Raw genomic sequence first — 19283 nt, 5'->3', positions numbered from 1 at the left:
TCCGCCCGGGTAGAGACCGTCAGTCGTCCGCCAGGGCGGTTTCGTCCACGAGGCCGCGTAGGCGGTCGTTGGCACGCTCCAGGACGCTGATCGCGATCTCACGTCGTTCGTCGTCCACGTCGCCCAGGGCCTCGTCGGCGAGTTCCGCCCATGCGCGCTCGATCTCGGGCACCAGCCGGTGGCCGGCGTCGGTCACCACGATGCGGACCTGACGGCGGTCGGTGGCGACGGCCTCGCGGCGGAACCAGCCGCCGCCCTCCAGCCTGGTCAGGCTGCGGGTGGCGGTCGGCGGCTCCACCCCGATCCGCGCCGCCAGTTCCGACACCGTCAACCCTCCGCGCTCCTGGGCCAGCAGCCACAGCAGGACGTCCTGTCCCGGATGGAGGCCGAGCGCCGCGAGCTTGCGCGCCTTCGCCGCCCGGTAGAGCTTGCTCATCTTGTTCAGCGCCCGGTTGACGCGCATCGCCTCGGTTGGATCCACCCACTCATCCTATAGATGTATAGTCGGCTAAAAGATAGTCGGCTAACCATTTGGGAGCAGTCATGGATCTCGGAATCGGCGGACGGGTCGTGCTGGTCACGGGGGCGTCCGGTGAGATCGGCCGGGCGATCGCCCTGGCGTTCGCCCAGGAGGGCGCGCTGGTCGCCGCGGGCTGGTACAGCAACGAGGGCGAGGCCCTCGCCCTGGTGGACTCGATCGGCCAGGCGGGCGGCAAGGCGATGGCGGTGCGGATCGACCAGGGCGACCGTGAGTCGCCCCGGGAGGCGGTGCGCCGGGTGACCGAGGAACTGGGAGACGTCGCCGTACTCGTCGCGAACGCGGTGTCCTGGCCCCCGAGGGACCGCGAGACGTGGGACACCCTCACCAGCAGCCTCACCGTGAACGTGGCGGGGACCATGGAACTCATCGACGCCGTCCTGCCCGGCATGCGGAGCGCCGGGTGGGGGCGGCTGGTGGTGATCTCGTCCGACGTGGTGGGCCAGCCGATGCCCGCGGGCGTGGCCTACCCCGCCGTCAAGGCCGCCTTGGAGACCGCCGCCAAGGTGCTCGCCGCCCGGGAGGCCCGGCACGGCATCCTCACCAACGTCGTCAGGCCCGGCTTCACCCTGACGGAGCGGGCGCTGACCTGGCCCGGGTTCGGGCAGGAAATCGTCGACGCCGAGGCGGCGAAGAGCCCGACGGGCCGCATCTGCACGCCCGAGGACGTCGCCTCGACGGTCGCCTACCTCGGCTCGGCGGCCAACGGGCACGTCAACGCGGAGATCGTCGCCGTGGCAGGCGGGCGGCACCTGACCCGCTAGGACCGCCCGCCCGCGAACATCCGGCCCGGGTGCCGGTCGGCGGTGCGGTCATGCCCGGTGCCGGTCGGCGGTGCGGTCATGCCCGGTGGCGGGCGGTGGTGCGGTCAGCCGGCTCGGACGAGTTGGAAGGAGTAGGGGCCGGTCTTGGCGGTGCCCGATCTGACGACCAGGGCGTAGCGGCCGTCCCCGTCGGAGAGGGGCAGGTCGAACTCGTAGCCGCACAGGGGGAACGGCTGGGAGGGGGTGGAGACGCTCTTCTGGGCGGCGTCGGTGAGCTCCAGCTGGATGGCGGTGCACGCGCCGGCGCCGCCGATGACCTTGACGGCGGCGGCGCCGTCCGAGTCGAACTCTAAGCGGTCGATCCGGCCGGGGACGTCCAGCCGCCCGGCGCCCTGCGGGCCGTCCTCGCCGACCCGCAGGCCGAGCGCCGCCGGGAACGTGCGCACCTTCACGGTCGCGATGCGGAAGCCGTACGGCCCGACGACGTTCGTGTCCCCCCACACCTCCACCCGGTGCCCGCCCGTCTTCGTCAGTTTGACGACGGTGGTGCCGCTGACCAGGGGGAACGGGGCGGGTTGCAGCTGTTTGCCGTCGACCTCGGAGAACACCTGGAACTGGATGCCGTCGCCCGACCCGTCGGCGACGTAGAACTCGCGGGCGTCGCCGAGGTCCAGGGTGAACCTGTCGCGCTGCCCGGCGCGGGTCAGCTCCGCGGCGACCGTGCTGCCGTCGGCCAGCACGCCGCCCGGCTCGACGGCCGCCCCCTGCGGCTGCCCCGCGTCGGAGTCTCCACCCGGACCTGAGGCCGGACCCGAGGCCGGACCCGAGGCCGGAGCGGGATCGGCGGCCGGGTCGGCGACGGTGGCCGGATCGGCGGCGGGGTCGGCGGTCGCGGGGGCGGCGGGGGCGGCCGGGGTCGCCGCCGACTCCGCGGTGGAGGTGCCGTCCCCGGTGCCGTCCGCGGTGCCGCCGCCGGCGAGGGCGCAGCCGGTGAGGGTGAGGAGTGCTATGAGGAGTACCACGCCGTGCCGGATCGGGGAAAGGGAGCGTCCGGCGGGGGAGAACGTCATGTCAGCCATTCTTCGGTGCCCGATTGAATCCTGATTGAAGGTCACTTTCCCGGATCCCGTACGCCGCCGCCTGAGTACCCCCCGGCTCAGTCGGGGCACGAGCCGCAGCACCGCGTACGCCACGTACCCGATCACGGACACGGTCCCCCGGGTGGTCGCGGCGGCCGGGAGGAGCGCCGCCGCGCCGGATCACACACACGCGGGGCCTGGGGACCCTCGTGCTCGCCTGACCGTCGCCTTCGCCGGGCAGGGCGTGAAATGTCAGTTCTTGCGCAGGTCGAGGGCCTCCGCGGCGGCGGCCAGGGCGGCGAGGTGTTCGTCGACCGAGCGCAGGCCCGCGTTCATGGTGTTGACGGCGATGTGGGTGGCGCCCGCCTCCCGCCAGCGGCGGGCGAGATCGGCCGCCGCCTCGTGGTCGCCCGTCCAGGAGATCCGGCCCTCCATGCCGAGCGCGGAGGGGTCGCGTCCGGCCTGGGCGGCGGCCTCGCCGATGAGCGCCTTGGCCTCCTCCAGCTTCGGCCCCGGGCCCACCTGCGGGAACCAGCCGTCGGCCAGCCGCCCGATCCGCCGGTAGGCGGCGGGGGACTGCGCGCCGAACCAGACGGGGATCGGCCGCTGGACCGGCAGCGGCGCGAGCCCGGCCCCGGTCACCCGGTCGAAGGCGCCGTCGAAGCTGACCGACTCGTCGGTCCACAGCCGGCGCATCAGCTCGACCTGTTCCTCGATGCGCCTCCCCCGGGTGGTGAAGTCCTGGCCGAGGGCTTCGTACTCCACCTTGTTCCACCCCAGCCCCACGCCCAGCCGGAACCGGCCACCGGTCAGCAGGTCCACCTCCGCCGCCTGCTTGGCGACCAGGGCCGTCTGCCGCTGGGGCAGGATGATGATCGCGGTGACGAGGTCCAGCGAGGTGAGCGCGGCGAGGTACCCGAACAGCACCATCGGCTCGTGGAACGTGGAGCGCAGGTCGTAGACGCCCTTCCACCCCTGGTGCACCGCCGGGTCGGCGCCGACGACGTGGTCGTAGGCCATGACGTGCCGGTACCCCAGCTCTTCGACCCCCTGCCCGTAGGCGCGTACCGCGCCGACGTCTCCGCCCATCTCGGTCTGCGGGAAGACGACACCGATCTGCATGTTTGGCTCCTGTCGACTGGCCGGCATACTGCCGATCATCATTCCGTCCGGGGAGCGGCTCAACCGTTCCGCCGCGGGCGGGCGAGCCGGGCGGCGTGCCAGACGGCGGCGTAGACGGTCAGCGCGAGGAAGCAGCCGACGGCGGTGCCGATGCCGGCCTTGGTGACGACGGCGGCCCAGCCGAGGTCGGGGTCGGGCGGGTCGACGTGGTGCCAGGTGAGCCCGGCGGCGCAGCCGGCCGCCACGACCGCCGACAGGACGCCGGCGCGCACGGCTCCGGCCAGGGCGAGCCGGCCGGGTACGGCCCGCGGTTCCATCCGGGTGAGGCCACGGTGGCACCACCACGCCAGTACGGCGAGCCCGGCCACGGTGGAGGTGTACTGGAGCACCCGGTGCACGGTCACCCAGCCGGCGACCGGCGCGGCCAGCCACGGCCAGCCCCAGAACTCCGCGCTCCAGGAGTGCGTGAAGGAGTCCCACAGCAGGTGGGTGGCCGCGCCGGTCACCGCGCCCGCGGCGATCGCCGGCAGCCGCCCGAGCCCGGACCCGGGCAGGTCCGCGGCCCGCCCGGCGAGCCCCGGCGGCAGCAGCGACACCAGCGGATCGCGGAAGAGCACGTGGAAGAGCGCCAGCAGCACCAGCGCCGCGGGCAGGTCGCGCAGCACGAGCCCGGGCAGCGAGTGCCAGTCGTGGTAGTCGCCGAGGAACGGCAGGAAGAGCGGCAGGTCGGGGGCCATGGACCCGATGGCGAGCGCCCAGGGGTCGAGTACGCGGCGGGCCCGCGCGGACGAGACCAACGGCAGCACGGCCGCGATGTGGCTGGGCGTGAACGGCACCGCCGCATGCTATCCGCCGAGCGATCTTCCTCTGTCCGGACTGTCCGGAGTCATCATTATGGTGCTAGTGTCATTAGCACTATGTGGGAAGGGGTCGGTATGGCCGGTCGTAAGCATGCGTTGTTCGGCGCGGGAGTGGCGGGGGTGGGCGTTCCCGCGATCCTGGTGGCGGCGGCCTTCCACTTCAGGGACCGGCTGCCCGAACCGCTGGCGACCCACTGGAGCGGCACCGCGCCCGACGGCGCCATGTCCTTCGCCGCCAACCTGACCGGCGGGCTGGTGCTGTGGGCCGTCGGCTGGGTGACCCTGCTGGGCATCGCGCTGCACGGCCAGGCGCTCGCCCGGCGGGCCAACCGCGTCTGCTGGTGGGGATTCCTGGCCTTCTGGGGCGGCCTCGCGCTGGGCGTGCAGGCGACCGTGCTGGCCGCCAACCTGGATGTGCCGGTGTGGAGCGAGGCGAGTATCGCCTGGTGGAGCGTCATCGCGACGCTCGCCGGAGCCGTGGGCCTCGGCGCGCTGGCCGGCTACCTCGGCCGGGGGGAGCCCGACGGACCGGACCCGGCGGGCGACCGGCCGGTCCTGCGGCTGCGGCCCGGACAGCGCGCGGTGTGGGTCGGCCGGGTCACCAACAGGTGGCTGATCGCCAGCACCTGCGTCTTCACGCTGATGCTTGCGGTGGTCGGGTTCCTCGGCGCGGCGGGGTTCGTCGGCGGCGTCGCCGTGGCCGGGCTCATCGGCGGGGGCGTCGTGCTCGTCGCCGGTCTGCTCACCTCGGCGGTCACGGTCCGGATCACCGAGACCGGCCTGACCATCGGGTTCGGCCCGCTGGGCTGGCCGGTGCGCAGGATCGGCCTGTCGAAGATCGAGGACGCCAGGGCCGAGACCCTGTGCCCCAGCCAGGTCGGCGGCTGGGGACTGCGCGGGGTGCCGGGAAGCTCGGCCATCATGCTCCGCGGCGGCCAGTGCCTGGTGCTGCGGTTCCGTTCCGGCGGCCGGCTCGTGATCAGCATCGACGACGCCGAGAGCGGCGCCGCCCTGCTCAACACCTTCATCGCGGAACGGGCCGCCTGAGGTTCACCGGGGTGGCGGAGTCGTCAGCACGAGGTGGGCGAGCGCGTCCGCCGCGTCGATCCGGCCCAGCGCCCGCGCCGCCCGCGCCATCTCGTCCCTGAGCCGCGGATCGTCCAGCAGCCCGCCGAGCTCGGCGAGAAGCTGGTCCGGGGTCGGGTCGGCGTGCAGAAGGGCGCGGGCCGCGCCGGCCTCGGCGAGGTGGCGCGCGTTCGCCCGCTGCTCGTCGCCGCCGGTGGGGATCAGCGGGATGAGCACGGACGGCTTGCCGACGGCGGTCAGCTCGGCGAGCGTCCCCGCGCCGCTGCGCGAGATCACGATGTCCGCGGCGGCCAGCATGTCGGGCAACTCGGCGCCGAGGAAGGCGACCGGCCGGTAGCGGGCCCGCATCCACTCCGGCAGCGCGGCGGCGACCTGGGAGAGCCGGTCGATCCCGGCCTGGCCGCACTGGTGCAGCACCTGGGCGTGCGGGAGCAGCCGGGGCAGCACGGCCTCGACCAGCGTGTTGATCTGCCGGCTGCCCTGGGCCCCGCCGGTGACGTAGACCACCGGCAGCCCGGCGTCGAACCCGAGGTGCCGCAGCCCCCGCTCCCGGTTGCCGCGCAGCATCTCCGGACGCACCGGGTTACCGGTCACCACGGCCCTGGACCGCGCCGACGGCGGCAGGTGCTCGACCGTGCTGGCGTGGCTGACCGCCACCCGGGTCGCGATCCTGGACAGCACCCGGTTGGCCAGGCCCAGGCTGGTGATCTGCTCGTGCATCACCAGCGGGCGGCGCAGCAGGAAGGCCGCGATGCCGATCGGGACGGCGACGTAGCCGCCGGTGGACAGCACCACGTCGGGCCGGTGCCGGCGCACCGCGGAGATCGCCTGCAGGATGCCGAGGGGCACCCGGAAGGCGTCCGCCACGTTGGTGGCCAGCTCCCGCAGGCTGGGCGAGCGGCGGACCTTGCCGGTGGTGATCGCGGTGAACGGGATGCCGTGCTCGGCGGTGACCCGCGCCTCCAGCCCGGTCGCGGTGCCCACCCACATGACCTCCAGGTCCATGCCCCGGGCCGCGGCCTGCTCGCGGGCGGCGGCGACGGTGGTCAGGGCGGGGTAGGTGTGCCCGCCGGTTCCGCCGCCGGTGACGCAGAGCCGTACGGCCGGCCGAGATGACGCGGGCATGGTGTTCCTCCGCAGGGTCAGGGGCAGGGTCGGGACGCCGGGTTCCGCCACGGTGTCGCGTGTCATGATCGTCACCCACGTTCTCACAGGAACGAGGGTGCTCCGGACACCGGCCCGCCCGCCAGGAACCCGCGGCGCGTGCGGCTCGTTCTCCCGGTACACCATGCGAAGCCGGAGGAGCGCACATGGGCTGGCACTACCGAAAGTCGATCAAGGTCGGGCCGTTCCGGATCAACCTGTCACGCCACGGCGTGGGCCACAGTTTCGGCAACCGGCGGTTCCACGTCACCACCACCCCCGACGGCCGCCGGCACGTCAGCGTCCGGCTGCCCGGCGGCTTCCACGTGAGCAAGACCCTGGGCGGGCGCCGCTACTAGCCGTCCCGGCGTCCCGGTCCGGTCACGTGCGGCGCCAGCGCGACTCGCCGAAGCAGTAGGCCGCGAAGAGCAGCAGCCCCACGGCGACCAGCGCGAGCAGCCACGGACCGGCCGGGGAGTCGGCGAAGCCCCTGAGGGTGTCGTCGATGCCGCCCGCCTTGTCGGGATCGTGGGTGATCGCGGCCTGGACGACGAAGACGCCGGCCAGCGCGGCGATCGCCCCACGGACGACGTAGCCGACCACGCCGAGCCGTTCCATCAGCGTGCGGGTGCGCGCGGACATCCGGCTCTCGTCCAGCTCCTCGCGGAACTTCTTCCGCACGCCCCGGTAGCCCCAGTACAGCCCGAGGGCGACGAGGCCGACGCCGATCAGCCCGACGACGAACGGCCCGAACGGCAGGTCGAGCAGCGTCCTGGTGAAGTCCTGGGACTTCTCGTCGTCGGAGGTCGTCTTACCGGCCAGCACCATGCTCAGCAGCGAGACGACGATCAGCACGTACACCGCGGCGCGGCCCGCGGACTCGGCCCGGTCGGTCGCCTTGGCGTGCCCGACGAGCGCCTCGGAGACCTGCCACAGCGTCAGCGCGGCGAACCCGGCGACCATCACCCACAGCAGCACGGAACCGAAGGGAAGGGTGGCCACGGTGGCGATCGCGCCGCCCTTGTCGGCCTCCTGCCCGCCGCCGTTCCCGAACGCGACCTGCAGGGCGAGCACGCCGATCAGCGCGTACAGCACGCCCCGGCAGGCCAGGCCGATCCGGGTCAGGCGATCCATCATCGGGTTGCCGGCCGTCCGGCGTACGGCGGCCCGAGCCTGGCGCCCCGTCGAACCCACGGAACTCATCGGCACTCCTCATCTCGGCACCTCGTTGCGGGCGGATCCTCTGCCCACAAAAGCGGTCCGGGAACAACGCCGGGATCCGGGGACGGTCATTTGGCCAGCATGACGTAGAGGCCGAGGGCCACGACCAGGACGACGGCGGACAGGCAGGTTCCGGCGACCGTCCAGCCGAGGACCCGGTGGGAGGTGCGGATGGACAGGCCGACCAGTGCCAGGGAGAAGACCGAGACCAGCCCCGCGCCGCCCACCAGGGCGCTGAGCAGCACCTTCCACAACGCGTCGTAGTCCATCGCGTGGATCATGTGACCGGCTCCCTCGTCCGCTCGGCCGGCTTGAGCCCGCCGGTCCACTCCTCGTTCACGTTGGCGGCGGTGACCCGGGACCGGCGCGACGCCGCGTACAGCGCGCAGCCGAGGAGGAGGGCGGCGACGGCCACCGCGGTGACCCCCACGTCGCCGCCGATCGTGTCGGCCCCCTTCCAGGCGATCGCGCCCACCAGCGCCGCGGACGGCAGTGTGACCAGCCACGCGGCGGCCATCCGGCCGGCGAGGTTCCAGCGCACCTCGGCCAGTCGCTTGCCCAGCCCGGAGCCGACGATCGAGCCGGCGCACACGTGGGTGGTGGACAGCGGGAAGCCGAAGTGCGTCGAGGCGAGGATCACCGCCGCGGACGTGCCCTCCGCGGCGAAGCCCTGCGGTGTCTCGATCTCGGTCAGGCCCTTGCCCAGGGTCCTGATCACCCGCCACGAGCCGATGCAGGTGCCCGCGGTGATCGCGGTCGCGCTGGCGACGATCACCCACAGCGGCGTGCCCGCGTCGCGGCCGATCGCGCCGCCGGTGATCAGCGCGAGGGTGATGACGCCCATCGTCTTCTGCGCGTCGTTGGTGCCGTGCGCGAGCGACACGAGGGAGGCCGAGCCGATCTGGCCCAGCCGGAACCCTCTGGTCCTGAGTGCCCCGGGGACCCTGCGGGTGATCACGTAGACGAGGAGGGTGCCGAGCGTGGCCACGGCGATCGCGGCCAGCGGCGCGAGGACGGCCGGGATGAGCACGTGCGAGACGATCTCGCCCCCCTTCACCGCCGAGGAGCCCGCCGCGATGAGGGTCGCGCCCACCACGCCGCCGATCAACGCGTGCGACGAGCTGGACGGCAGGCCGAGGTACCAGGTCGTCAGGTTCCAGGCCAGGGCGCCCACGAGCCCGGCGAAGACCACGGTGAGGCTGATCGCCGAGGTGTCCACGATCCCGGTGGCGATGGTGGCCGCGACCTTGAGGGACAGGAAGGCGCCCACGAAGTTCAGCGCGGCCGAGATGCCGACCGCGACCCTGGGCGTCAGTGCGCCGGTGGCGATGGAGGTGGCCATGGCGTTGGCCGTGTCATGGAACCCGTTGGAGAAGTCGAACGCGAGGGCGGTGAACACCACCAGCCCGAGCAACAGGAGATTCGCGACCATTCGTACCCACTTACACCTATATAGGCGAGTAGTCCTTTCTGTGGGGAGTTCATCCAGAATTCACCTGGGGTGGGGGTCGTCGCGAGGACGTGCTCACGGTCGCCGCTTCCCGCGCGGCCACGCTCTTCTCTGCGGTGAACCCGACGCCGGCTCCTCCCGCGGTACGACCCGCGCGGCCGGGCCGTACGAGGTCCGCTCCTCCCGCGGTACTGCACGCGCGGCCGGGCCGTACGCCGGGAATCGTAGGCGGCGGCCCCTCCACGGGTGGATGTGCGGGCGCGGCGGCCCGGAGACGATGGACACACCGCCGGGCAGGTCGCCCGGCGCGGCGGAGGTGAGGGTCGTGCCGGAGGCTGTGAGACGAGGGGCCGAGCCTGCGGGACGGGGGACGGATTCCGCGCGGCAGGGGCGGCGGCTGCCGCCGGCGCTCCGCAAGACGGTCACGGTCGTGCACGTCGTCGCCTCGGTGGCACTGATCGGCGAGGTGTGGGCGCTGGTCGTGCTTAACGTCACGGCGTCGCTGACCGACGACATCGGGCTCGCGCACGCCGCCTACCGGCTGCTGGGGACCCTGGTGTTCACCGGTGGGATCCCGCTCAGCGTGATCGCCCTGATCAGCGGGATCGTGCTCGCCCTGACCAGCAGGTGGGGGCTGGTGCGCCACTACTGGGTGCTGGGCAAGCTCGTCCTGCTGGTCGCGACCGTGCTGGCGGGCATGTTCCTGTTCGACCCCGAGGGGATGGCCGCCGCCGCAGAGGGGGCGGCGGCGGTCGGGGGCGGCAGGCGGTGGGAGCAGGTGGGCGTGGTGGCGGCCCAGCTCGCCATGCTCCTCGCCGCGGCCGTGCTGTCGGTCTTCAAGCCGCTGGGCCGGATCCGCCCGGGTCGGGCCTGAGGCGCGGCTGCACTACGCTGACGCCGTGGAAGTCACGGACACGCACCTCCGGCCGCGCATGGTGGCCGGGATCGAGGTCATCCCGCTGTGCGACGCGATCGGGCCGATGGGCGGCGCGCTCGCCGGACCGCTCAGCGACGTGTTCCTCGGCGTGCGGCCCGGCGACCTGCCCGACGGGTGGATCCTGCACTTCCACTGCTTCCTGCTGCGCGACCCGGCCGGGACCACCGTCCTGGTGGACACCGGGATCGGCGGCGCCGACTCGACCGCCTCGACCTGGGCACCGGTCCCCGGCGTGCTCGGCTCCGAGCTGGCCCGGGTGGGCGTCGCCCCCGCCGACGTCGACGTGGTCGTGCTCACCCACCTGCACAGCGACCACGCCAGCGGCGCGGTGCACGCGGGCGTCCCGGTCTTCCCCAACGCCCGGCACGTGGTCCAGCAGGCCGAGCTGGACTGGATCAACGGCATCCCGTCGCACCCGATCAGCGAGGCGGTCCTGCGCCCTCTCGACGGCGCCCTGCTGACCGTGTCCGGCGCGGCCGAGGTGACACCGGGCGTGACCGTCGTCCCCGCCCCCGGGCACACCCCCGGTCACCAGGTGGTGGAGGTGGGCGACGTCGTCATCACCGGCGACGTGATCCTGCACCCGATCCAGCTCGCCGATCCCGCGATCGTCTACGCGCACGACGAGGACTCCAGGGAGGCGGCGGCGACCCGGGCGGACCTCATTCACCGCGTCCGCGCCGCCGGCGGCACCCTCGCCCCGGCCCACTTCCCCGAACCCTTCGTCACGCCTTAGCGCGTCACGCCCCGGCGGGCGGGTCAGCCGTCCAGGCCGCGGAGCAGGAGGTCCAGGCCGCGGCGGAACTCCTCGCCAGGTGAGACGCTCCCGGCGAGCCGGGCGGTCTCGGCCATGTGCGGGAACTCCGCGCGCGGCAGTCCGGCGATGGCGACCGTGCCGGGCCCGGACAGCGGTCCCAGGTGTTCGAGCTGGATCGCTCCTATGACGTAGGCCAGCAGCCCGCGCAGCGCCACGACCCGGTCCACGCCCTGGACGCCCGCGCCGGTGAGGACTCGCAGCACGGCCTCCGACCAGCGCAGCACGCTCGGCGAACGGTGCCGGTGGGTGAGCGTCAGCGGCACGACCTGGGGATGGGCGGCCACCGCGTCCCTGACCCGCTCGACCAGCGTCGTGAGCTGCCCGCGCCACGGCAGCCCGGACGGCGGCTCGACCTCCACGGTGCTCAGCACCAGCTCGACGACCAGCCCTTCCAGCTCCTCCCGGCTGTCCACGTACCGGTAGAGCGCCATGGTGCTCATGCCGAGTTCCTTGGCGACGGCGTGCATCGACAGCGCGGGGAGCCCGGCGCGGTCGATGACGGCGAGGGCCGCGGCGGCGATCCGCGCGGGATCGAGCGAACGTGGACGAGGCATGGCAGCCAAAAGTGTATGGCATACGTTTATAGTGGTAAGCGTATGGTGTACACCTACGAAGGGAGTGCCCGATGGGCACACACCGCATGGAGCCCGGCGCCGTCGTGACCCGGCGCGAGCTCACCTCCGTCCTCGGCGGGAAGGTCCCCGTCCCCGATCCCGGCCGGCTCGTCCACCTGCAGTTCCGGCGTTTCGCCGGCTGCCCGGTGTGCAACATGCACCTGCGGTCCATCGCCCGGCGGCACGCCGAGATCGAGGCGGCCGGCGTGCACGAGGTCGCCGTGTTCCACTCGCCCGCCGGAGAACTGGCGGAGCACGTGGCCGATCTGCCCTTCGCCGTCGTCGCCGACCCCGGCAGGCGGCTGTACGCGGAGTTCGGCGTGGAGTCCGCCCCTCGCGCGCTGCTGAGCCCGCGAGCCTGGGGGCCGATCGTGCGGGCCGTCCTGCGCGGCGTATGGGGGTTGCTCCGCGGCCGGGACCGCGCCCCCTCCCGTAGTCCGCACGGCGGGCGGCTCGGGCTGCCCGCCGACTTCCTCATCGACCCGGCGGGCCGGATCGTGGCCGGCAAGTACGGCGAGCACGTCTACGACCAGTGGTCGGTGGACGAGATCCTCGCCCTGGCGGCGGGCGCCCGCCCGGCTCCGGCGGCCGGGTGAGCCGGCACCGCTGGCGGGGTGCGCGGTTCCGGGTTACGTTCGAGTCCGTTCGGACGAAGGGCTGGGCATGCGCGCACTGTTCTCCCTGCTCCTCCTGGCGCTCTTCGCGGTCTCCGCCTGCGGCCAGGACGTGCCGGAGGCGCCGCGGAACCCGGCGCTGCGCGCCGAACTGCTGAAGATGGCCGAGCGGGACCAGGCCGCGCGGCGGCCGGGCGGTTCCGCGGACGCCATGGCCTCCGCGGACCGCGCCAACGGCGAGCGCATGGCGCGGATCCTCGACGAGCACGGCTGGCCCGGCTGGGCGCTGGTCGGCGAGGACGGCGCCCAGGCCGCCTGGCTGCTCATCCAGCACGCCGATCTGAACCTCCCGCTCCAGCGCAGAGGGCTGGCCCTGATGCAGAAGGCCGTCGACGACGGCGACGCCGACCCGAGCGACCTGGCCTACCTGGTGGACCGGGTCCGGGTCGCGGAAGGCCGCCCGCAGGTGTACGGCACGCAGTGGGGGGTGTCCGCCGAGGGCGAGTGGAAGCCGAACACCCCGATCGAGAACGAGGCCGAGGTGGACGAGCGGCGCGCGGACGCCGGGCTGAAACCGCTGCGTGACTATCTGGCGGAGCTCAAGTCCCTCCCGTCCTGACCACGTGCCCCGCGACGCCTGCCGGCCCCCGGCCCCGTGGACGGGGGAAGAAGGGGCGCGGTCTGGAAACAGCTGGGCCGGAAACGCGACGGGGCGCGGTCTGGAAACAGCTGGGCCGGAAACGCGACGGGGCGCGGAGCCGGAACGGCCCCGCGCCCCTCGCCCGCGGCCAGGGAAGGCGGCCGCGTCAATCCGAGGATTTATCCCCAGTCGAAAGTGCGCATGATCAGCACCTTTCCGGTGATCGACGGTGACTACCGATGATTAACCCCACTCCACGCCGCGCATGGCTTTCTCCTCTCCTGTACGAAACCGCGCGTACTTCGTCACTGCCATCCGTGACTGCACATCGCGGTCTCCTTTTTCGAACCCCCGAATTCCCTGAGTCACAGCCACTCGTGACCGCGCACGGGCGTCTCCTTTCTGTGTCGGCTCGTCCGGCGGCCGGTCCGGCCCGCCGGATCCGCGGTGGCGGCGGGCGGCGGCGGTCGCGGCGACCAGCAGCGCCGTACCGGCGGCCAGATAGGCGGCGCCCGGCCCCATGGCCACCGCCAGGCCGCCGAGCAGCAGGATCCCGACGCCGTTGACGGCGATGTTGGAGGCGACCATGGTGGCCTCGACCTGGCCCATGTGCTCGGCGGGGGCCAGCCTGGCGAAGGTGGCCTGGGCGCCGATCACCCAGCCGCCGCCCGCCCCGACCGCCGCGTTGGCCAGCGCGACCGCCCAGACCGGCGCGCCGCCGGACAGCAGCGCCGCCCCGGCCACCAGGGCGAGGCCCAGCCCCGCCGCCAGCCGGAGCTGGTGGGAGACGTCCTCCAGGAACCGGTGCCGCGCGGCGGCGAAGGAGAAGACCGCGCCGCCGGCCGCCGAGGAGGCGAGCAGCACGGGCAGCCACGGGCCCTCGGTGAGCTGAGGGGCGACCGTCTCCGGCAGCGTCGAGCCGATGAACGTCGCCCAGGTGGTGAGCGCGACCAGCCGCAACGTGGGGTGCGACCAGATGATGCGCAGCCCGTGCGTGGCCGGCGGGCGGGGCCCACGCGGGCGTTTGCCGGTGATCGGCAGCGTGGCCAGGATCGCGGCGGTGACCAGGAACGACACGATGTCGGCGGCGAGCGCCCACCGCACGCCGATCGCCAGCGTCACGCCGGCGCCGCCGGCCAGGCCGACCACCTGGGCCGACATGTGCAGCGCGGAGGACAGGCCGAACAGTGGGAGCATCAGCGGGCGGGACACCGACTCGGCGATCACCGCCGTGTGCACGCCCCGGTAGGCCGCGCGCACGCCGCCGAGCAGGCTCGCCGCCACCACGGCCACCGCGGTCTCCGGTACGGCCAGCGGCACCGCGAGCACCGCGCCGCCGGCCAGCGCCAGCGCCACCAGCGCCGCCCGCCGGGGTGGCCGGTCGAGCCACCCGCCGAACACGGTGGCGACCAGCAGCGCCGGCAGCGAGTGCGCCGCGAAGACGGCGGCCGACCCGAGCACCGAGCCGCTGCCGGAATAGGCCAGCAGCAGCAGCGCCGAGAGGCCCACGTAGTCGCCGAGTTCGGAAACGGCTTTCGCGGCGAGCAGCCGGCCGCCCACGGGATGCGCCAGCGCGGCCCGGTAACCGCTTTTCCCGGAATGCCGGACGTCCGTCATGTCCGCCTGTCCGGGAATTCTGGATCGTTCATTCTCCCCGCCGTGTCGCAGCCTTTTCGCGACGAAAAAGGAAATCGCCGTCCGAATTCGACTATGGCATGGCGCCGGCGCGATTCCCTTGCCGGGGAGTGACAGGGGCTTGCCAGTTGGTGACAGGGCTACGTGCTCGTCCAGGGATGCGCCCGGTGCACGACCTCCACCGGGCAGGTCGCGTGCAGCAGCACCGTCCGCGCCGTCGTACCCAGCCCGGACGGGGCGGGCTCGCCCAGCACGATGAGGTCCGAGTCGCCGGCGACGGACAGCATGGCCTCGTGCGGCGGGCGGCTGTCCAGCGCGGTGACGACCTGCACGTCCGGATACTTCACGCACCACGGGGCCACGGCCCGCTGGAGCCGCAGCGCGGCCGGTCGCGTCTCGCCGCCCATGTCCACCGACGCCCGCACGGCGTACAGCGCGCACCGCCGCAGCGCGGCCTCCTCGAAGGCGCACCCGATCGCCTGGCCGTCGGCCGCCGACCCGTCGGTGCCCACGATGACCCGCAGCGGCGGCGCCGCTGCGGGGCCGACGACGACCACGGGGCAGTGCGCGTGCGCCGCCACCTGCGCCGCGGTGGTCGCGCCGCCGAGCCGCCCGAAGGCCACCGGGCCGTGCGTCCCGACCACGACGAGCTCGTCGGAGGAGGTCTCCACGAGCAGCGCGCCGGCGGCGGACCCGAGTTCGAGGCGGGTGCGGATCTCCAGGCGGGGGGCGAGCGACCTGGCGATCCACATGCCGCGCCGCAGCACCTGCGCGGCGAGCCGTTGCGCGGCGTCCATCACGGATATGTCGCTCGGCGGCATGGCGAAAGGCCACTGCCAGGCGTGGCAGATGACCAGTGGCGCGTATCGCAGCCGGGCGTCCTGCACCGCCCACCTCAGTGCCGCCTCGCCCGCCGCCGAACCGTCGTAACCGGCGACCACCGGCCGGCGTGGATCGTAGCCCTCCATCGCAGCCTCCCCCCGAGGACGCGTACCCCGGTCCCCTACCCAGCGACGATGCGCGCACGATCCGCCGGCCACGTCTTTCTCGACCTGGGATCGGAAACTAGTCTCACGGGCGTGGAGATCAGAAACGCGCACTGTTCCTTCTGCGGGGCGGCGTTCACCGCCGGGCAGCCGTGGCCGCGGGTCTGCGCGGCATGCGGGAACACCAGCTACCTGAACCCGTTGCCGGTCGCGGTGATGGTGCTGCCGGTGGACGACGGGCTGCTGGTGGTCCGGCGGGACGTGGAGCCGCGGCGTGGCGGGCTGGCGCTGCCGGGCGGCTTCATCGACGTGGGGGAGTCGTGGCAGGAGGCGGCCGTGCGGGAGTTGCGCGAGGAGACGGGGGTGGTCGTGGCCGCGTGCGACGTGCGCCTCTTCGACGTGCTCAGCGCCCCCGACGGCACCGTGCTGATCTTCGCCCTCGGGCCGCGGACCGCCTCGGCCGCCCTCCCCCCGATGGCGCCCACGGCCGAGACGACCGAGTGGCTGGTGCTGGACGGGCCGCGCGAGCTGGCGTTCCCGCTGCACACCCGGGTCATGGCGAAGTACTACGAGGATCGGTGAAACCCCCAGCCGGCCCGCCCGCCGGGGGCGGTCCGGCGTTGTCCGGGGCGGGGTCAGCGGTCGATGAACTGGTGGTCGGTGAGGATGCGGCCGTCGGCGTCGACGGTGAGGAAGTCGAAGCCGACGCTCGCCACGGTGCCGGTGGCGCGTTCCACCATCTCCCAGTTGAGGCGGACCGCGTCGTGGTGGCCGTCGGCGCCGGGCACGGCCCGGAAGACGTGGGTGCCCGGGGCGACCCAGGTGTCGTGCGACTCGGCGACGCGCGCCTCCAGCTCGGCGTGGCCGCGTGCCTGGCGGCTGGGGGTGTGGTGGGTGGCGCCGGGGGCGAAGAGGGCGGCTATCGCGGTACGGCGGGCGGCGGGGTCGGGGTCGTTCCAGACGGCGACGTAGCGGCGGGCGAGGTCGTTCGGGTCGGTCATCGGGCTGTGCCTTTCTTCGTTCTCGGGAGGATCTGGACGATCAGGGCGATGCCGAGCGCGTTGCCGGACGGAACGGGTGTCTCGGTCATGGGCGGCATCTTCCGCAGCGGGGGTGCGGAGCGGCAATTCCCAGGTGGGAATGGCCGGGCGCGCCGGACGGGGGCTAGAACTGGACGGGTGGACTTCTCTCAGGCTCTGCGCGAGCGGCGTAACCGGCGGCGGCTCAGCCAGCTCGAACTCGCGACGCGGGCCGGCACCACCCAGCGGTATGTCAGTTTCCTGGAGAGCGGCAGGGCCGAGCCGGGCCGGGAGATCGTGATCCGGCTGGCGGAGTCGCTGGAGCTGCCGCTGCCGGAGCGCAACGGCCTGCTGCTCGCCGCCGGGTACGCCCCGGCCTACCCGCGCACCCCACTGGCGGACCCGGTGATGGCGCCGGTGCACACCGCCCTGCGGCACGTCCTGGACGGCCACCTGCCCTATCCCGCGATCGTCGCCGACCGGTACGGCGACCTGGTCGCGGCCAACCCGGCGTTCACCCTGTTCACCGACGGCGCCGCCGCCGGGCTGCTCGAACCGCCGGTCAACGTGTACCGCCTGGCGCTGCATCCCGGCGGGATGGCGCCGCGGATCGTCAACCTCGCCGAATGGGCCCAGCACATCGTGCAGCGGCTGGCGGCGGAGATCGAGCGTAATCCCGACGACCGGCTCGCCGCGCTCATCGCCGAACTGCGGGCGTACCTGCCGGAGGGACGCCCGGCGGCCGGCCCGCTCGGCTTCGCGGTCCCGATGCGCACCCGTACGGCGTACGGCGAGCTCAACCTGATCACCACGGTCACGACCTTCGCCACGGCGGTGGACATCACGCTCGCCGAGCTGAAGCTGGAGGCGTTCCTGCCGATGGACGAGACGACGGCCTCGATCCTGGCCCGCCGGGCACGCCACCCGGCGCCGCGCCCCCCGGAGTAGCACGCGCCTGAAATTCCGCCGCCGCCCGCGGACACGTAGGAGGTGAAAGCCCGCAGCGTTCGGAAGGTTTGACGAGGATACGTGTGGACGAACAAGTGGAACAGGACGACCGGTCCAGGTTCGAGGCGGTGTACCGGCGGACGTACGAGCAGATCCTCGGTTACGCCGTGCGCCGGTGTGCCTCCCCGGAGGACGCGGCCGACATCGTGGCCGAGACCTATGTGATCGCCTGGCGGCGGATGGCCGAGCTGCCCCCCGGCGAGGCCGGCCGGTTGTGGCTGTACGGCGTGGCCCGCCGGGTCCTGGCCAACCACCGCCGCGGCGAGCGGCGCAGGGCCACCCGGCACGCCGAGCTCACGGCCGAGACCGAGCACCTCTACGCCGCCGCCCCCGCCCACCGCGGCGAGCACGACGGCGTGCGCGAGGCCATGGACCTGCTCTCCGACGACGATCGCGAACTGCTGGCCCTGTCCGTCTGGGAGGAGCTGGACCCCGGCGAGATCGCCGAGGTGCTCGGCTGCTCGCGCAACGCCGCCCGGATCCGGCTGCACCGGGCCCGCAAGCGCTTCGCCAGGGCGCTTGAGAGGACCCGCCCGTCGGCCCGTTTCGAAGCACGGCCGCTCATCGAGGAGTCAAGGTGAACAACGACCGGATGTTCAGGGACGGGGCGAGGGTGCTGGACGAGGACCTCGCCGGCCGGGCGTCCACCGCGGGGGCGGACGCGTTGCTGACGGAGATCCTCGCGCTGGAACCCGCCCCGGCCCGGCGCAGGATCCTGCCCTCCCCGCGCCGCCCCTACCCGCGCCGCGCCCTGCCCTCCCCGCGCCGCGCCCTGCTCGGCACGGCGGTGGCCGCCGTGCTGACGGGGGCCTTCGTCCTCGGGCCGTCGCTGCTGCGGACGTCCGAGGAGGTGTACGCCGGCCAGGCGGTGACGATCGACCGGGTCGGGGACGAGTACGCCTTCTACTTCACCGAGGGGGACCCCGATCCGGCCGAGCTGGAGAAGGCGTTCCGCGAGGTCGGCCTGGACAACCTGACGGTGAAGCTGATCCCCGTCTCGCCTCGGCAGCAGAGTCCCGTCTTCGGGTTCGAGAAGACCGACCCGGACGCGAAGGCGACGTTCACCGGGGGCGACTGCTCGGACCGGATCGACGACTGCCTGACGGCGTTCAGCGTCACCGCGGACATCAAGGGGCCCGCGGAGGTCAGGCTGGGCCGCCCGGCGAAGCCCGGTGAGAAATACGCCTATCCCGCCGACGCCGGCTGGCCCGGTGAGGCGATGGCCGGGGTGCGGCTCCGGGGACTCCCCGCGGCGGAGGCGGCGCGCCTCGTGCGCGAGCACGGCCTGAAGGTGACCTACGACCTCGACTGGCCGCTGAGGGACGGCGGCCACGGCGTCGAGTTCGAGCAGAACGTGCCCGTCTCCCGGATCGATCCCGGCTGGACGGTGGCGACGGCGGACTCCTACAACGACGGCGTGATCGTCCTGCACGTCGTGCCCGGCCCGGACGCGACCCCGCCCCCCGGATTCTGACCCGGCCCCGTCGCCCTACGGCGGCGGGGAGAACGCGGCCAGCTAGGAGCACTCCGCACCTGTCCGCCCACGGCGGCTCGGCTTTGCGAGCCCTTGGCATAACCGGGCCGTGGGCGGGCACTGCACCCCGGACAGCGTAGCGGGCGAGAGTCACGGCAACCTGTGAAGTCTGCACGTCCGAAAAGATGACCGACCCTTTTGTGGTACGACTTGGGACCACCGCACAATGGGCGTTCAGGGGCACAGATCGTTCGTCCGTGCGCAGAGCACATGGCA

The 19283-nt window shown here is 73.3% G+C and carries 23 protein-coding genes; 11 read left to right on the top strand and 12 right to left on the bottom strand.

What is annotated here, in order from left to right; translation table 11 throughout:
- Positions 1-19: 19 nt before the first annotated feature.
- A complete protein-coding gene (locus tag QSK26_RS22705) occupies positions 20-481 on the bottom strand; it encodes a MarR family winged helix-turn-helix transcriptional regulator (RefSeq protein ID WP_285777243.1) in 462 nt (153 codons plus the stop codon).
- A 62-nt stretch (positions 482-543) separates the two neighbouring features.
- Between QSK26_RS22705 and QSK26_RS22700 the strand changes: the two genes are divergently transcribed.
- Positions 544-1302: an SDR family NAD(P)-dependent oxidoreductase gene (locus QSK26_RS22700; protein WP_285777242.1), complete on the top strand. Its 759-nt coding sequence runs from the start codon at positions 544-546 to the stop codon at positions 1300-1302.
- Between the two features lie 104 nt (positions 1303-1406).
- Here QSK26_RS22700 and QSK26_RS22695 read toward each other — a convergent pair whose 3' ends face one another.
- The 3 genes from QSK26_RS22695 to QSK26_RS22685 all read right to left on the bottom strand — a co-directional run bounded on the left by QSK26_RS22695 (position 1407) and on the right by QSK26_RS22685 (position 4339).
- On the bottom strand, positions 1407-2372 hold the full coding sequence (locus QSK26_RS22695) for a hypothetical protein (protein WP_285777241.1): 966 nt from the start codon (positions 2370-2372) through the stop codon (positions 1407-1409).
- Positions 2373-2633: 261 nt separating this feature from the next.
- Entirely contained in the window at positions 2634-3503 is an 870-nt protein-coding gene (locus QSK26_RS22690; protein WP_285777240.1) for an LLM class F420-dependent oxidoreductase, read from the bottom strand.
- Between the two features lie 59 nt (positions 3504-3562).
- Positions 3563-4339, bottom strand: coding sequence for a DUF4184 family protein (locus tag QSK26_RS22685; RefSeq protein ID WP_285777239.1), 777 nt, complete (start codon positions 4337-4339; stop codon positions 3563-3565).
- Between the two features lie 99 nt (positions 4340-4438).
- On the opposite strand from QSK26_RS22685, the gene QSK26_RS22680 reads away from it, so the two are divergent.
- A complete protein-coding gene (locus QSK26_RS22680) occupies positions 4439-5410 on the top strand; it encodes a hypothetical protein (protein WP_285777238.1) in 972 nt (323 codons plus the stop codon).
- Positions 5411-5413: 3 nt separating this feature from the next.
- On the opposite strand, the gene QSK26_RS22675 is transcribed toward QSK26_RS22680, so the two are convergent.
- On the bottom strand, positions 5414-6574 hold the full coding sequence (locus tag QSK26_RS22675; RefSeq protein WP_285777353.1) for a UDP-N-acetylglucosamine--N-acetylmuramyl-(pentapeptide) pyrophosphoryl-undecaprenol N-acetylglucosamine transferase: 1161 nt from the start codon (positions 6572-6574) through the stop codon (positions 5414-5416).
- Positions 6575-6759: 185 nt separating this feature from the next.
- Here QSK26_RS22675 and QSK26_RS22670 point away from each other — a divergent pair, with 185 nt between their 5' ends.
- Entirely contained in the window at positions 6760-6951 is a 192-nt protein-coding gene (locus QSK26_RS22670) for a DUF4236 domain-containing protein (RefSeq protein WP_285777237.1), read from the top strand.
- Positions 6952-6973: 22 nt separating this feature from the next.
- Here QSK26_RS22670 and QSK26_RS22665 read toward each other — a convergent pair whose 3' ends face one another.
- The 3 genes from QSK26_RS22665 to QSK26_RS22655 all read right to left on the bottom strand — a co-directional run bounded on the left by QSK26_RS22665 (position 6974) and on the right by QSK26_RS22655 (position 9245).
- The gene (locus QSK26_RS22665; protein WP_285777236.1) at positions 6974-7795 is read right to left on the bottom strand and encodes a DUF1206 domain-containing protein; all 822 of its coding nucleotides are present in this window, start codon (positions 7793-7795) and stop codon (positions 6974-6976) included.
- Positions 7796-7881: 86 nt separating this feature from the next.
- Positions 7882-8094, bottom strand: coding sequence for a hypothetical protein (locus QSK26_RS22660; RefSeq protein WP_285777235.1), 213 nt, complete (start codon positions 8092-8094; stop codon positions 7882-7884).
- A complete protein-coding gene (locus tag QSK26_RS22655; RefSeq protein ID WP_285777234.1) occupies positions 8091-9245 on the bottom strand; it encodes an inorganic phosphate transporter in 1155 nt (384 codons plus the stop codon). The genes QSK26_RS22660 and QSK26_RS22655 overlap by 4 nt, the downstream gene beginning before the upstream one ends.
- A gap of 343 nt (positions 9246-9588) precedes the next feature.
- Here QSK26_RS22655 and QSK26_RS22650 point away from each other — a divergent pair, with 343 nt between their 5' ends.
- Together QSK26_RS22650 and QSK26_RS22645 are read left to right on the top strand one after the other, a co-directional pair.
- Positions 9589-10137, top strand: coding sequence for a hypothetical protein (locus QSK26_RS22650; protein WP_285777233.1), 549 nt, complete (start codon positions 9589-9591; stop codon positions 10135-10137).
- A gap of 25 nt (positions 10138-10162) precedes the next feature.
- Complete coding sequence (locus QSK26_RS22645) at positions 10163-10936, top strand: MBL fold metallo-hydrolase (RefSeq protein WP_285777232.1); 774 nt, start codon at positions 10163-10165, stop codon at positions 10934-10936.
- A 23-nt stretch (positions 10937-10959) separates the two neighbouring features.
- Here QSK26_RS22645 and QSK26_RS22640 read toward each other — a convergent pair whose 3' ends face one another.
- Entirely contained in the window at positions 10960-11571 is a 612-nt protein-coding gene (locus tag QSK26_RS22640; protein WP_285777231.1) for a TetR/AcrR family transcriptional regulator, read from the bottom strand.
- Between the two features lie 71 nt (positions 11572-11642).
- On the opposite strand from QSK26_RS22640, the gene QSK26_RS22635 reads away from it, so the two are divergent.
- A complete protein-coding gene (locus QSK26_RS22635) occupies positions 11643-12227 on the top strand; it encodes a peroxiredoxin-like family protein (RefSeq protein WP_285777230.1) in 585 nt (194 codons plus the stop codon).
- 67 nt (positions 12228-12294) lie between these two features.
- A complete protein-coding gene (locus tag QSK26_RS22630) occupies positions 12295-12864 on the top strand; it encodes a DUF6624 domain-containing protein (protein ID WP_285777229.1) in 570 nt (189 codons plus the stop codon).
- A 264-nt stretch (positions 12865-13128) separates the two neighbouring features.
- Here QSK26_RS22630 and QSK26_RS22625 read toward each other — a convergent pair whose 3' ends face one another.
- Both QSK26_RS22625 and QSK26_RS22620 read right to left on the bottom strand, forming a co-directional pair.
- The gene (locus tag QSK26_RS22625; protein WP_285777228.1) at positions 13129-14502 is read right to left on the bottom strand and encodes an MFS transporter; all 1374 of its coding nucleotides are present in this window, start codon (positions 14500-14502) and stop codon (positions 13129-13131) included.
- Between the two features lie 158 nt (positions 14503-14660).
- Positions 14661-15488 carry a universal stress protein gene (locus tag QSK26_RS22620; RefSeq protein WP_285777227.1) on the bottom strand — a complete coding sequence of 276 codons (828 nt, stop codon included), beginning with the start codon at positions 15486-15488 and terminating at the stop codon, positions 14661-14663.
- Between the two features lie 111 nt (positions 15489-15599).
- On the opposite strand from QSK26_RS22620, the gene QSK26_RS22615 reads away from it, so the two are divergent.
- A complete protein-coding gene (locus tag QSK26_RS22615; protein ID WP_285777226.1) occupies positions 15600-16088 on the top strand; it encodes an NUDIX domain-containing protein in 489 nt (162 codons plus the stop codon).
- 53 nt (positions 16089-16141) lie between these two features.
- On the opposite strand, the gene QSK26_RS22610 is transcribed toward QSK26_RS22615, so the two are convergent.
- On the bottom strand, positions 16142-16507 hold the full coding sequence (locus QSK26_RS22610) for a nuclear transport factor 2 family protein (RefSeq protein WP_285777225.1): 366 nt from the start codon (positions 16505-16507) through the stop codon (positions 16142-16144).
- 177 nt (positions 16508-16684) lie between these two features.
- Here QSK26_RS22610 and QSK26_RS22605 point away from each other — a divergent pair, with 177 nt between their 5' ends.
- From QSK26_RS22605 to QSK26_RS22595, 3 genes are all read left to right on the top strand, one after another.
- Positions 16685-17473 (top strand): helix-turn-helix transcriptional regulator, encoded by a 789-nt coding sequence (locus tag QSK26_RS22605; protein ID WP_285777224.1) that lies wholly within the window; start codon positions 16685-16687, stop codon positions 17471-17473.
- Positions 17474-17556: 83 nt separating this feature from the next.
- A complete protein-coding gene (locus QSK26_RS22600; RefSeq protein WP_285777223.1) occupies positions 17557-18114 on the top strand; it encodes an RNA polymerase sigma factor in 558 nt (185 codons plus the stop codon).
- Positions 18111-19007, top strand: a complete 897-nt coding sequence (locus tag QSK26_RS22595) for a hypothetical protein (RefSeq protein ID WP_285777222.1) — start codon at positions 18111-18113, stop codon at positions 19005-19007. Before QSK26_RS22600 ends, QSK26_RS22595 begins: the two co-directional genes overlap by 4 nt.
- Positions 19008-19283 lie beyond the last annotated feature (276 nt).

The sequence above is a fragment of the Microtetraspora sp. NBRC 13810 genome, from assembly GCF_030268685.1.
GTDB lineage: Bacteria > Actinomycetota > Actinomycetes > Streptosporangiales > Streptosporangiaceae > BSRQ01.
This window is presented reverse-complemented; position numbering and strand designations above follow the sequence as displayed.

What these genes read in the sequence shown, in the direction of transcription:
- QSK26_RS22635 (WP_285777230.1), top strand. Translation starts at nt 11,643, where the DNA reads ATGGGCACACACCGCATGGAGCCCGGCGCCGTCGTGACCCGGCGCGAG.
- QSK26_RS22675 (WP_285777353.1), bottom strand. Translation starts at nt 6,574, where the DNA reads ATGCCCGCGTCATCTCGGCCGGCCGTACGGCTCTGCGTCACCGGCGGC.
- QSK26_RS22665 (WP_285777236.1), bottom strand. Translation starts at nt 7,795, where the DNA reads ATGAGTTCCGTGGGTTCGACGGGGCGCCAGGCTCGGGCCGCCGTACGC.
- QSK26_RS22630 (WP_285777229.1), top strand. Translation starts at nt 12,295, where the DNA reads ATGCGCGCACTGTTCTCCCTGCTCCTCCTGGCGCTCTTCGCGGTCTCC.
- QSK26_RS22680 (WP_285777238.1), top strand. Translation starts at nt 4,439, where the DNA reads ATGGCCGGTCGTAAGCATGCGTTGTTCGGCGCGGGAGTGGCGGGGGTG.
- QSK26_RS22620 (WP_285777227.1), bottom strand. Translation starts at nt 15,488, where the DNA reads ATGGAGGGCTACGATCCACGCCGGCCGGTGGTCGCCGGTTACGACGGT.
- QSK26_RS22640 (WP_285777231.1), bottom strand. Translation starts at nt 11,571, where the DNA reads ATGCCTCGTCCACGTTCGCTCGATCCCGCGCGGATCGCCGCCGCGGCC.
- QSK26_RS22700 (WP_285777242.1), top strand. Translation starts at nt 544, where the DNA reads ATGGATCTCGGAATCGGCGGACGGGTCGTGCTGGTCACGGGGGCGTCC.
- QSK26_RS22625 (WP_285777228.1), bottom strand. Translation starts at nt 14,502, where the DNA reads ATGACGGACGTCCGGCATTCCGGGAAAAGCGGTTACCGGGCCGCGCTG.
- QSK26_RS22670 (WP_285777237.1), top strand. Translation starts at nt 6,760, where the DNA reads ATGGGCTGGCACTACCGAAAGTCGATCAAGGTCGGGCCGTTCCGGATC.
- QSK26_RS22660 (WP_285777235.1), bottom strand. Translation starts at nt 8,094, where the DNA reads ATGATCCACGCGATGGACTACGACGCGTTGTGGAAGGTGCTGCTCAGC.
- QSK26_RS22690 (WP_285777240.1), bottom strand. Translation starts at nt 3,503, where the DNA reads ATGCAGATCGGTGTCGTCTTCCCGCAGACCGAGATGGGCGGAGACGTC.
- QSK26_RS22610 (WP_285777225.1), bottom strand. Translation starts at nt 16,507, where the DNA reads ATGACCGACCCGAACGACCTCGCCCGCCGCTACGTCGCCGTCTGGAAC.
- QSK26_RS22695 (WP_285777241.1), bottom strand. Translation starts at nt 2,372, where the DNA reads ATGACGTTCTCCCCCGCCGGACGCTCCCTTTCCCCGATCCGGCACGGC.
- QSK26_RS22655 (WP_285777234.1), bottom strand. Translation starts at nt 9,245, where the DNA reads ATGGTCGCGAATCTCCTGTTGCTCGGGCTGGTGGTGTTCACCGCCCTC.